11 protein-coding genes and 2 pseudogenes are annotated in these 12904 nt (G+C 36.9%); 3 read left to right on the top strand and 10 right to left on the bottom strand.

Annotated elements, in window-relative coordinates:
- Positions 1–223: 223 nt before the first annotated feature.
- The gene (locus CVD27_RS11100; RefSeq protein ID WP_101647972.1) at positions 224–1129 is read left to right on the top strand and encodes a LysR family transcriptional regulator; all 906 of its coding nucleotides are present in this window, start codon (positions 224–226) and stop codon (positions 1127–1129) included.
- Between the two features lie 212 nt (positions 1130–1341).
- Here the strand turns inward: CVD27_RS11100 and CVD27_RS28995 are convergent, their stop codons facing one another.
- The 3 genes from CVD27_RS28995 to CVD27_RS28025 all read right to left on the bottom strand — a co-directional run bounded on the left by CVD27_RS28995 (position 1342) and on the right by CVD27_RS28025 (position 3018).
- Positions 1342–1608 (bottom strand): EamA family transporter, encoded by a 267-nt coding sequence (locus tag CVD27_RS28995; protein WP_308301795.1) that lies wholly within the window; start codon positions 1606–1608, stop codon positions 1342–1344.
- A 389-nt stretch (positions 1609–1997) separates the two neighbouring features.
- The gene (locus tag CVD27_RS11090; RefSeq protein WP_101648085.1) at positions 1998–2795 is read right to left on the bottom strand and encodes a fumarylacetoacetate hydrolase family protein; all 798 of its coding nucleotides are present in this window, start codon (positions 2793–2795) and stop codon (positions 1998–2000) included.
- A 61-nt stretch (positions 2796–2856) separates the two neighbouring features.
- Positions 2857–3018, bottom strand: a complete 162-nt coding sequence (locus CVD27_RS28025) for a hypothetical protein (RefSeq protein WP_180960228.1) — start codon at positions 3016–3018, stop codon at positions 2857–2859.
- Between the two features lie 357 nt (positions 3019–3375).
- Here CVD27_RS28025 and CVD27_RS11085 point away from each other — a divergent pair, with 357 nt between their 5' ends.
- The gene (locus CVD27_RS11085; RefSeq protein ID WP_101647971.1) at positions 3376–4260 is read left to right on the top strand and encodes a LysR family transcriptional regulator; all 885 of its coding nucleotides are present in this window, start codon (positions 3376–3378) and stop codon (positions 4258–4260) included.
- A gap of 2332 nt (positions 4261–6592) precedes the next feature.
- Here CVD27_RS11085 and CVD27_RS11080 read toward each other — a convergent pair.
- The 7 genes and pseudogenes from CVD27_RS11080 to CVD27_RS28710 all read right to left on the bottom strand — a co-directional run.
- Positions 6593–7492, bottom strand: a complete 900-nt coding sequence (locus tag CVD27_RS11080; RefSeq protein ID WP_101647970.1) for an aldo/keto reductase — start codon at positions 7490–7492, stop codon at positions 6593–6595.
- A 174-nt stretch (positions 7493–7666) separates the two neighbouring features.
- Positions 7667–8383 (bottom strand): SDR family oxidoreductase, encoded by a 717-nt coding sequence (locus CVD27_RS11075; RefSeq protein ID WP_101647969.1) that lies wholly within the window; start codon positions 8381–8383, stop codon positions 7667–7669.
- A gap of 92 nt (positions 8384–8475) precedes the next feature.
- Positions 8476–8621 (bottom strand): annotated as a pseudogene (locus CVD27_RS11070) (DJ-1/PfpI family protein); the annotation flags it as partial.
- Positions 8622–8706: 85 nt separating this feature from the next.
- A complete protein-coding gene (locus CVD27_RS11065) occupies positions 8707–9729 on the bottom strand; it encodes an LLM class flavin-dependent oxidoreductase (protein ID WP_101647968.1) in 1023 nt (340 codons plus the stop codon).
- A gap of 37 nt (positions 9730–9766) precedes the next feature.
- Positions 9767–10732 (bottom strand): TIGR03571 family LLM class oxidoreductase, encoded by a 966-nt coding sequence (locus CVD27_RS11060; RefSeq protein WP_101647967.1) that lies wholly within the window; start codon positions 10730–10732, stop codon positions 9767–9769.
- An 11-nt stretch (positions 10733–10743) separates the two neighbouring features.
- Positions 10744–11091: an ArsR/SmtB family transcription factor gene (locus CVD27_RS11055; protein WP_101647966.1), complete on the bottom strand. Its 348-nt coding sequence runs from the start codon at positions 11089–11091 to the stop codon at positions 10744–10746.
- A gap of 643 nt (positions 11092–11734) precedes the next feature.
- Positions 11735–11878 (bottom strand): annotated as a pseudogene (locus CVD27_RS28710) (YitT family protein); the annotation flags it as partial.
- Positions 11879–12264: 386 nt separating this feature from the next.
- Between CVD27_RS28710 and hxlA the strand changes: the two are divergent.
- Entirely contained in the window at positions 12265–12897 is a 633-nt protein-coding gene (gene hxlA / locus CVD27_RS11045) for a 3-hexulose-6-phosphate synthase (RefSeq protein ID WP_101647964.1), read from the top strand.
- Positions 12898–12904 lie beyond the last annotated feature (7 nt).

Here is a 12904-nt window from a genome sequence, read left to right as displayed (position 1 = left end):
TTTATGATAAAGATATTGGAGAAATTTAAAAATTATTTTATCGCTTTTTATTTATTTTAGAGGAATAAACAGTAAACTACTAATTGTTTATGTATAAAAAAAGTAAAATGTAATTTTATATTTTCATATTTATATTTTTAGTATAGTATTAATTATTGAAATAATTTGTATATTTACAAAAAAATTATAAATATAATTTATGGTTAAGGAGGTAAGTGCTGTAATGGATGAAAAAGATTGGGTTATTCTCCAAACCATCTTTCAGGAGAGAAATATTTCTAAAGCCGCAGAAAAACTGTATATTTCTCAACCGGCATTAACCTATCGCTTACAGCAATTAGAAAGAGAATTTGGTACAATGATTGTTGCGAGAGGAAAAAGAGGTGTAGAATTCACGGCGCAAGGTGAATATATAGCCCAATATGCAAGAAATATGATCTTGCAGCTTCGAAACACGAAAGAATTTGTACAGAACATGGATAAGGAAATCAGAGGGGTATTAAGAATTGGAGTTTCCGGTATCTTTGCAAGATACGAACTTCCAGCCATCCTAAAAGAATTCATTAATCATTATCCAAATGTTGAAGTTAACGTTAAAACTGGTTGGAGTGCTGAAATAAACCATCTGCTTCATAAAGAAGAGGTTCATGTTGGTATTGTCCGCGGAAATTATATCTGGCAGGAAGAAAAATATTTATTCCGTGAAGAACCTATGTTAATAGTATCGCAAAAACAAATAAAAAATATAAAGGAATTACCTAACCTGCCCAGAGTTAATTATGAAACGGACCAAACCCAAAAAACATTAATTGATAATTGGTGGCAGGAGACCTTTGACCAGCCTCCTACCGTCACAATGGAGGTAGACCGCATCGATACTTGTAAAGAAATGGTCCTTATGGGTTTAGGCTATGCCATTCTTCCATCAATTTGCTTAAAAAAAGAAGACGATGTTCACAAAATAATATTAACCAAGAAGAATAGAGAGCCTTTAAAAAGAAATACATGGCTGCTGTACCGGGAAAGGTCACTTTCACTGTCGGCTGTTCAAGCATTTGTCGACTTTTTAAAAGAGTACGATAATATTAAAATAGATGATAAAGATCTTATACCGCAAAAATTTGAATAACCTTTTAGAAGGATTATGTAAGAGAGTTGAGGTGGGATTGTACGACTATAAGTAGGTTCCACCCTAATCTTCAATTGAATTCGCTAAACAAACAGACTGAAGAAACTAATATTTATTTTTTATTAAAAACAGCTACGAACACAGTACTGCGTTTATATTTTTTATTCTTATTCAAAATACCCTTTTAATAAATAAAAAGGAAAAATCTCTCACTAAGCTTCCATATTAATTTCATTTTCCATTTGTTCTTGCCTCCGTTTTGTTATGGAAGAAATACTATAAACCGCAAGAGCACACCATATAAAGACAAAGGCGATAAAATGTGCTTTTGTCAGAACTTCGTGATAAAGAAACACTCCCACTATTAGAGATATAGTCGACGATATATACTGAAGAATACCAAGCATAGTTAATGAAACTTTTTTGGCACTCTTTGTAAATAATAAAAGTGGTAAAGCTGTTACGATGCCACTGCCTATTATTAGTAAACTTGTTGAAATCGAATCTTCTCGTTGCTAAAACTCTTCCATGTTTTTAACAACTTTACGCATTCAAAAAACCTCCAATTATAAAATTTGAAGGCTCTGAACACACACAGTATAGTTGGTTTGCAATTTCAGACACACAAAATTTTACCAAGGTTATTGCATAATCCTAACGAAAGGGCAGGAAAACTTAACCCAGATTTATAGAAACACTGATATTGCAAGTCTTGATAAAGGTACACTAAACATTAGTTTAATCCATAGCCTTCGTTCAGCTATGGCAGTTTTTTGTTGGGTGTGCTATATGCGTTTTAGTCCATGATCAGTATAAAAAAAATGGGATACCCTACCGGTGCCCCATTTATCACTTTTTTACTTTTTTACTATTTTACATAATTACTTAGCTTACCTATATTTTCTACTTCCACAGATACGACGTCTCCTGATTTCATTGGACAACTGCCAGAAGGGGAACCAGTAGCCAAAACATCACCTGGTTCAAGTGTCATAACTTTTGAAATCCAACTAATCAGAAAAGGTAAGGAAAGTGACATCTGATTGGTATTACCCTCTTGAACGACTTTGCCGTTTAACTTGGTAACAATGCGTAAATTGGTTGGATCTATACCTGTCACAATCCACGGACCCATTGGGCCAAAAGTGTCAAAACCTTTTCCGCGTGTGAACTGGGGATCCGTTTTTGTAAGATCTCTTGCAGTTACGTCATTAAATATGGTACAGCCAAAAACATAATCCAATGCATCTTCTTCTTTTATATTTTTGCCTCGCTTGCCGATAATGAGTGCTACTTCCCCTTCCATCTCCACCTGATTTGTTAAATCACTTGATGGAAGAATAATATCCCCACCATTTGGAATCAATGAAGTTGTCGGCTTTAAAAACAAAAATGGCTCTTTCAGATTTGCCTTTCCCCCAGTCTCCTTCGCGTGTTCCGCATATGTCCAGCCGAAATTAATCACTTTTGAGGGTGCTACAGGCTCCAAAATTTTCACATCACTAAATTTAACTTTTATTCCATCATAATTTAATTCATTGTTTACAATTTCAGTAAAATTACTGGACAATTGTAAAATTTCATCATCCTCAACAATTCCATAATATATTTTACCGCTATGATTCTGATAACGAACTAGTGTCTGTGTTTTTTGTAATAACTGCATTACCAAACCAACCAACTCCATCAACAAATTTAACTGTCATTTACCCTGTACTATGGGGAATTCAATTAGCTACTAAATCGAAACATGGATCATTAAAGTAAACAATCTGTGTAAGAATTTTATATCCTTGAATACTTTCGAAAAAATTTTTTGCTTCTTTTTCGGTGTTAAACTCATACATTCTTAAACTTTTTCCATTTTTAAATACAGTAATATTCCACATACAAAAAACCCCTCACTTTTTCACCATTTATATGTTTGTAAGTATTATTTCTGTTGACGATTGAACATAGGATGTCTTTCTCTTCAACATGGTTAACATCAAATCTTAATTATATCTCCTGTGAAAACTAACTCCCCTCACATGCCAGGGTTGAATAAATGAAAATTCCCAAGGATTTTCTTTATTCTATTCCCGATAACTCCATGCTTGGGGGTATTCCTTTGTTTTGTCACTTTCATTTATAGAATTATAGATTGCCTACGAATAAGGATAATGCAATAATAGAAATAAATAAAATACCAAAAAATTATATTTACCTATAACAAATTTTTATATCGAATAAACAGGGTGTGAATAATGGAATACCGTGATTGGGAAATACTGAAAGTTCTTCATAGAGAAAAAAATTTAACAAAAGCAGCTAAGCTTTTGTTTATAACTCAACCTGCATTAACCAATCGTTTAAAGCATATGCAAGAGGAATTAGGGACGACAATCGTAACTCGTGAAAGTCGGGGGATTCATTTTACCCCGCAAGGAGAGTACCTTGCCCAGTGTGCGGAGGAGGCCCTTGCCCATTATCAAAAAATAAAAGAGAATCTGCTCAATATGGGCAGTACAAAAGATAATGAGGTGGCAGGTATACTTAAATTGGGAGTATCCAATTTTTTCGCGAATTATAAACTTGCTCATATTTTGAAATTATTCAAACAACAGTATCCTCATGTGGAATTCAAAGTGATCACAGGGTGGAGCAAAGATGTTTCTCAGCTTGTGCATAACAGTGATGTTCATATTGGCTTTGTTCGGGGAGATTACAGTTGTCGGGGATTATTGAAACATCAATTATTTGAAGAAACAATATGCGTCACCTCCAAAGAAGAAATTGTCATTGCTGATCTTCCTCATCTTCCTAGAATCGATTACAGAGGGGACTACTTATTAAAATCAGTCATTGATAATTGGTGGGCCGAAAACTTCACACAATCGGCTTTTGTCAGTATAGAAGTTGACCAGGTGGATACTTGCAAGGAAATGGTTAAAAATGGATTAGGCTATGGTATTCTCTCAAGCAGGACACTTAACGGGATAGAGGATTTAAATAAAATTGATTTAATTGATAATAAAGGGAATCCCATATTGCGACGAACATGGATTTACTATCATGAGAGATTTCTGGAATTGAATGTGGTAAGAGCATTCGTACAATTTATAAAATATTTGGATTGGAAAGACATATAAAATACTAGAATAAGTTTTTTGGCTGAACTGCCTAAAAATCGAACCTAGCAGAAATGACACGCGCCTCTCAAGCAGTTTCGAAGACTCCACTCCCTATAATTGGAACTTCATTACTGTTTGTTAAATTAGAAGAATTCCCACAAATCTTCATTAAATGAATTTTCATTAAAGAGTTCACAGGTATTTAGTGTAGCAGCATTTAAGAGACGACTAAAGGAATATAGAGAACAAAATAAAGCTGAGATAAACTAACTAATAAGTGGGCCCATTGGTCCGCTTTTTTTATTTTTATCGCATATGTGAAAACAGTAAAGAAAAGTATTTTTGCCCAATTTATCACACCAAACATTTGTTTGATTATTTATCATTACTGCATTTATGTTAGTGTACCTTTTATGAAGTTATTTTTAAAATTTGGAAGCACTTTAATATTTTTTAAGTATCTTTTAACAAAGTTTTCATATCATTTTACTCGGAATTGTTGTAAGATATTTAAGTTAATGATAAATCAAAAGGGGTAAGAGTAACCTTGAAATCAGAACAAGTTCTATATAAAGAGAAAATTTACCTTGTTATTCATAGATATGATTCTGGGTACTTGGAAATTAAGGAATCGAGTAGTTATAATGTGATTTTAGTCCATGAATCGGAAGTGAAAAATGTCTCAGTAAGACCGTTACCTAAACTAGGGTAATGGTTTTGTTGATAACACAGAAAATAGTTGGCGGGACTGCGTGGGAATCGAACCCACCAGACCTGGCCCGCAGGTCTCAAGTCGTTTTGAAGTTAGAGGGAAGGTATCATTTTTGATTACATTTAGTTTTATATAATGCCGTAAAGTCTTGATTTAATGCACTTTTTATTAATTCATATATCATTTAATTTTATTTAATTAAATATAAAAACATCTAATCTGTGACCACGGTGTGACCAAAAGTGTGATCAGTTTTCTTAATTTTTAATGGGATTAAATAGGTTGAGGAGGTTTTAACAAACCTCCTCTTCTTCCATTTGTCACCCAAAGAGAGATTGAGTTTATTGGAACCAAGTGACCCCAACCCTGTCAATGATGGATATACTTTATGATTATAACAGTTTAATTAAGAAGGTATTGTTATAACAATACTTTCAATTAGTCTTAATAATGATTGGATTTTTGTTATTGGATACAGTTAGCTCAAATTTGTCCCCAAAGTGTTCCCCCGACTAGCAATAAAAAAAATATTAAAACCTTCTAAGACGGTACAAGTAACTGCGGTTTATACAAACCTCATCCTCTTCTTTCATTTTTAACAAAGAGAAAGGGACCTATTTGGGACAAGGAATTATTACATCATGCCGCCCATTCATTTTCATATATAATGGAAAAAAATAGAGTATTAAAAAAGGCTTTAAATCAACATTTTTAAAAAGTTCAACTTAAATACTTTAAATATGATATAAAATATCGGAGGACAAATGGGAGGACACCAGAGGACAAATTTAGATGTAATAATGTATAAAGCCCTTCTCGACTGAGTGGGGCTTTTTCCTCTTTAGCAGACAATCATCCTTTAACTAAAGCTACCCGTTAGCCATCCATGCTACAGTGTGGCACCACAGAGGATGGACGATCTACCGTTCTCCCATTATTGTGCACCAAATCATTGACAATCTAAGGAAGGTTTAAATGGCTTGGTGGAAATGGGTTGATAAGTACGACTTAAGCAGTTTTACAATGTGGAAATAGATGATTAAAGAAAATGAGAGGCAAAAAAGAGACTTAATAATCAACTTAACTTACATAGTTTCATAACAGGGGTTAAAAAACAGTTGTACTACTTTAATTACTCGCCTGCTTTTCTTTGGCTAGAATAATGGATATTCAAAGAATAACAACAATAATTGAAAGGTATAAGTTACTAAAAAATCCACTCTAATTCCTTCAAATTCATATCCTTTTTTAAATAGATCAATTATCTCCATTACATTCCTTTCTCCCTCTTTTTGATCATATACTTATGTAAGTAGGGTGTAATGAAGCTGTTAAAAAAATTTCTTCCCCACTCATTTTAACTGTTTCAGGGTCATAGAATTCCAAGTGAACTCCAGCAGTAAAATCACCACTATTAAAGAGAGCTACATCCCAACCAAAGTAATAGAAGTAAGCTAATCACACCATTCCGCTACTTAGTGAAGGGAGGGCTCATAGTTAAAAAGCAATTGGCTCCATGTGCTCGCTTTCCGCGGGCGTGCCGGGAGCCTCCTCGGCGCTGCATCTGGAGTAAATCTTCCCAATACCTCTGTTGACATACACATTCAATCCCTTCTCTCTTGTCTATCCTCAAAATTTCTATAAAATGTCCAAAGGCATTTTTCTAGTCGGTTGCGGAAATACTTCATCAAGTCTATTTAAATCCTCTTTTGTTAATTCAATAATAGCAGCTTCCGCATTTGCTAGTACATGTTCTTCTTGAACAGCTTTTGGAATAGCTAGACAATTGTTAGAACGGATTGTCCAAGCGAGAGCGATTTGTAAGGGTTGTACAGCGTATTTTTCTGCAATCTCTAAAATGGTTGGATCCGTTAACAGTTGTCTTCTTAAAGAACCTCCTTGAGCTAGCGGGCTATATGCCATAATAGGCATGTGATGTTCTCGCTGCCATGGTAAGAGATCATACTCTATACCCCTTGAACCAAGATGATATAATACTTGATTAATCATACAATTTTTTCCGTTAGTGGTGTTCCATAACTCTTTCATATCATCGGAATCAAAATTGGAGACTCCCCACCTTACTATTTTTCCTTCCTTGCGTAGCTTTTCCATTCCTTCAATGGTTTCTGCTAATGACACACGTCCTCGCCAGTGTAAAAGGTACAAATCAAGAAGATCGGTTCCCAGCCTTTTTAGACTGTTTTCACACGCTTTGGCAATCATATCTAATCCTGCATGATGAGGATACACCTTTGATACTAAAAAGACGTCATCTCTTCGTCCTTTAATTGCTTCACCTACTAAACGTTCAGAATCGCCATCACCATACATTTCCGCCGTATCTATTAGTTTCATGCCTAATTCTATTCCGAGTTGTAAAGCTTTGATTTCCCTTTCTCTCATTTGAGGATTTTCTCCCATGTACCAAGTTCCTTGTCCTATTCTTGGCATAGAAGTTCCATCAGGCAATGTAACTACACGACTTTCAAGGGAATTTTTTATTTTTGTTAATTTATTTTCGTCCTGTACACTCATTAAAAATCAACACTTCCTTTTGTATCTTTTTATGTACCTAATAACAAAAAAGGCGGCAATACTCTTTTGCAGTATTGCCACCAGTAAATTACTTAATTCTTAACTTATTTCTATTTTAGTTAGAACCGCTGCTTGGCAGGGTGATAAGCTTCCGTTCAACATCCATTTAGGCCATTATACTAAGTGGGCTCCACCATCAATAAGAACAGCCGTACCAGTAGTAAAACCATTTTTAGCAAGGTATACATAGGTTTCAGCTATGTCTTCCGGCTTTGCAATCCGTCCAACAGGGAGCTGTTGTGCAATGCCGTTGAACAGTGCTTGCCTCTGATCATCTGGCATTCCAGCATAGATTGGAGTGTCTACAATTCCAGGTGAAACCACGTTTACCCTAATAGGGGCTAGGTCTACGGAAAGTCCTCGAACCAATCCTTCAATGGCTGAATTGATTGCCGCTAACGTAGTAGCGCCTTGAGGAGGACGAACGCCATATACACCAGAGGTTAAGGTGATTGAGCTCTCATTATTTAAATATGGAAGTGCTGAACGGACGGTAATATATTGCCCCCAGAACTTACTATCAAACGCCTCTTTAGCACTTGCCACAGGCAATTCGCTAAAGTGCCCCATTGCGCCTTCTCCTGCTGTTACCACAAGGTGGTCAAATTTTCCAACCTTGTTGAAAAATTCTGCTACTTTTTCTTCGCTTCGAAAATCGATTTGATTTCCTTCTACATTGCCACCAAGAACTTGTTTTGCTTCATTTAATTTGGAAACAGAACGGCTGGCAATGATCACTTGAGCTGATTGATCGAGAAACGCTTTGGCAGTTGCTAAACCAATACCAGAAGTACCCCCTAAAACAACTACTCGTTTACCATTTAATGACATAGTAAAACCCCTTTCTTATTAAAACCTTTTTTGTATTGAAATTCATTGTGAAATATTAATTTCTAAAACGATACTATTGAGTACTTACGCTATTATTCAGCTAATAATTTTAAGGATTCACGATTAAAGGCAGGAATGTCATCCGGAAACGGCTTGTTACAATATTATTGCTTACCACAACTTCTTCATCTTTGTAGTTAGCACCTGCATTTTTGAGATCATTCCTTATTGATTTAAACAACCTCATAACCTGATTTCACGGTTTCATCCATATTCAATTCCCTAGAAAAATCAAAAAGGTTTCCTTGCTGATGTCCTCCTTTTTACCTTTCGCTTTTTGTAATTTCTGCCAAAAGCTCGTATGAATGCAGGCGAGCTTTGTGGTCGTAAACTTGGGCAATGGCCATGATTTCATCTGCCTGGCTCTCCTCCAAAAATGTATGCAGCTTGTCCTTTACCGTCTGCTGGCTGCCAACAATCGATGAGCCTAATTGCTGTTCGAGAGCCTTTAATTGGTAGCTGCTGGCCACTTCGGATATGTCATCTACCGGTGGTTGAAGCGGTGTAAGGTTGCCACTCATCAGATTCAAAAATTGCTGCTGTATTGTTGTAAAAAGGCGCTTTGCCTCTTTATCCGTTTCTGCTGTAATGATATTCAATGCCACCATCGCATACGGCTTATCGAGAACATTCGAAGGCTTAAACGCCTTGCGATAGATCTGTAGAGCACCCAGAGTGTTAAGTGGCGAGAAATGGGAGGCAAACGCGAATGGCAAACCCAGTTCTCCGGCCAGCTGCGCACTGAAGCCGCTTGAACCCAGCAGCCAGACTGGAATATTCAAACCTTCACCTGGAATCGCTTTTATAGGGTTCCCTTGTGCCAGGGATGGATCAAAGTAACCGCGGAGTTCCGCTAATTGCTCAGGAAAGTCATCTCCGGTACTTCCCAAGTCGCGTCTCAATGCACGAGCGGTCCCCTGATCTGTACCGGGTGCCCGCCCCAGACCAAGGTCAATTCGCCCAGGATATAATGATTCAAGAGTGCCAAACTGCTCAGCGATGACGAGCGGTGCGTGATTCGGCAGCATGATTCCTCCTGAACCAATCCTGATTTTTGATGTACCGGCTGCCACATGGGACATCACCACAGAAGTGGCGGAACTGGCGATAAACGGCATATTATGATGTTCTGCGAGCCAAAAACGGTTGTAACCAAGTTTTTCAGCAAGCTGTGTGAGTTCCAATGTATGGCGGAAAGAGTCAGCAGGAGTACTTCCGGCTGTTATCGGTGAAAGATCAAGCACCGAGAATGGAATTTCGTTTAGTTTATTTGCATGTTTAGACATAAGTTCATCTTCTTCCCTTATCTAATTTTTTTAAAAACTAATCTAATACTGGAATTTCATGAGTCGGAAAGTAAGGCAACACAAACTCTCCAAGCTCCTGGATGACTTCCTCGGGAGGGCGCTTTGAAAAATACAATACAAATGCCAGGTGATTGACACCAATGGATTGAAATTGATATAGAATATCTAATAACTGTTTGCGCCCTACACGAAATCCTAACGGAATCGGAACAGGAAACGAATCGGGATTTTCCGATAAATCGATAAATAAAGTCTGAGTGAAAGGTTTAAACACTCCTGGGGCGTGAATTTCCGACAACTCGCGATACTCGTTAATCAATTGAGTTTGTTGTGGGATAATCCTCGGGTACTGGATCCAGCCGTCCCCATTCTGGGCGATCCATTCAATCGATTGATTGCTGAATCCTGTCACCATGGTCGGAATCGAAGAAAAAGGTTTGGGGATCATTCTCATATCCGTTCCATCGATGATGCCTAAATCGCTGTTGATTGTCGGATTGTCCTCTTTTAACAGCCGTTCAAGGAATGCATAATTCTTTTTAAACAGCCCTCCACTTTCGAGCTTGGATATTCCCAAAGCTGTGAAATCTTTATCCCGGTCTCCTGAAGCCACTCCCATGATCAGGCGTTCGGGAAACAACCGGTCAATAGATGATGCTTCCTTTGCCACTCGGACAGGATGGCGCAGCGGGAGGACCACACTCGCCGTCCCAAGTGCAATATCCTTGGTATGGGCCGCAAGATAGGTCAAATAAATCCATACATCATACATTTGACCATTATCATCAATATTCAAATTCTGAATCGTAACGTCCCGAAGCCACAATGCCGCGAAACCATGGTCTTCAATTTTGCGGGCAAGCGACAGCTGATTTTCCATAATCGGATATTTGGACATCCTTGCCGTCGGAATCGCGAAACCAAGCGTCATTTTATCCTGTTGGTACAACCTGTTAAATGCTCGATGCTGTAATAAATTCACTTCAATTCTCCTTAAATTTTTGTACCAATGTATTTTTCGAACTTTTTAATCGTCTCCTCATTACGGCGATAATACGTCCATTGTCCGATTCGCTTCATTTCAACCAGTCCGCTTTGCAGCAGAATCGATAAATACTGTGAAGTAGTGGATTGCGAAATCCCGGCCTTGCTTCGGATATCCCCTACGCAAACCCCGCCTTCAAATCCTTCATCAGCAATAATATGGGCTTGCGGTGAAAAATGACTGTCGGGATCTTTTAACATTTGAAGAATGCTCACCCTCGTCTGGTTCGACAATGCCTTAAAAATTTCAACGGCTTGTTCATCATTTAAGCGTTCCAATTCCTGCTTCAATGTCATTTGCCTCTTTCTATATCGATTATCACTATCCCAATGGAAGCTGGATAGATGATCTGAAAGCATCACGCCAAATCGGTAATTCGCGATATTAATATATTAGCCATCTGGTCTGTCCAAATCAAAAGATTTGTTTCGAAGGAGATACGGCGAAAAGCTCCCATCTTAAAAAAGACCACTAAAAAACCTGCAAATAACAGGTTTTTTCGACGGTTCCGCCACTCCATCTTTGAACTTATTCCATTATTTTTAGCTTATACACTTCTCTATTTGATACAAGGTCTGCAATATTGTTCCTTGTGATGCTTTGCATGTAACCCGAACATACTATTCACCCTTTCAATGTAGTAAACTGAATGCGTAAGATCAGATGACTAATCAATAACCACAGTATTTCGTGAATCCAATGTTGCAACAAGATGTAAGTATAATACCTACATTTTTAAATGGAAGTACGCACTTTTTATTTAAATAGTTATAAAAAAATAACATAATAACAAAATGTATACTAAAGGAAATAAACTCATCTATTTTTGTGTAAAATAAATTAAAAAGCCAGGGTGAGCATTCCTCTCCCTGGCCACAAAAATATATGTGATATAAATTTGTTGAGAACAGTATTTCTTATGTGTTGAAGCTTTTGGCGTAAGCCCCACATGGCATTTGCCATAATTGAAAAGGCAGTTACCCCATCATCTACCAGCCCAATTGGCGCTAATATCATTTCTAATCCCATAGCTACAATAGCCGCTCCTACTGTTAAAAGAATATAATCAAAAAATTTATTCATTCAATCCCCCAACTAGAAATGTCTTTATTAATAAGATATTTTTATAACCAACATCAACAATGACAATTTGGGCAATTATCAAGCAACTTATACAGAAAATAGGCCATGCGGAATGGTGCATTGTTTCTTTTAAAGTTAATAGTAAGACTATATAAGCGGTTTGTCTTATAGTATACTTTTAAACACTATGTAAAATAAAAGTGCGTACTTTTATTGTTGTTATATACGTTGTATACTTGCAATTGTTCAGCGAGAGAACATGATATCCCTTATTGCTGGCAGGTACAGATAATGCAATATAAGGATAATATTATTGTAAAAGTATTATTACCCTTGGGAGTTATTATCACTATACAACAATAAAAAAATTATAGGAGTGAATATAGATGGAATTACAATTAGCATTAGATTTAGTAAATATCCCAGAAGCAATTGAGCTGGTAAAAGAAGTAGAGGAACATATTGATATCGTTGAAATCGGTACACCGGTTGTAATTAACGAAGGTCTTCATGCTGTAAAAGCAGTTAAAAAAGCATTCCCTAACTTAAAGGTATTAGCAGACCTAAAAATCATGGATGCAGCTGGTTATGAAGTAATGAAAGCTTCTGAAGCAGGTGCAGATATCGTCACAATTCTTGGTACTTCGGAAGATATGTCTATTAAAGGTGCTGTTGAAGAAGCGAAAAAACAAGGTAAAAAAATCCTTGTTGATATGATTGCTGTAAAAGATCTTGCTGGACGTGCAAAAGAAGTGGACGCTATGGGTGTTGATTATATTTGTGTGCACACTGGCTACGATCTACAAGCTGTTGGAAAGAACTCATTTGAAGATTTACAAACTATTAAAAGTGTTGTAAAAAATGCTAAAACGGCAATCGCAGGTGGTATTAAATTAGACACACTTCCAGAAGTCATCAAAGTACAACCAGACCTTGTCATTGTAGGTGGCGGGATAACTGGACAAGCTGATAAAAAAGCTGCTGCTGCCAAAATGCAACAAATGATTAATCAAGGGTAATTCAGAT

Source organism: Neobacillus cucumis (genome assembly GCF_002860255.1).
GTDB classification, from domain to species: domain Bacteria; phylum Bacillota; class Bacilli; order Bacillales; family Cytobacillaceae; genus Neobacillus; species Neobacillus cucumis_A.
The sequence above is the reverse complement of the archived record's forward strand: the minus strand, read 5'-3'. Positions and strand labels throughout refer to the sequence as shown.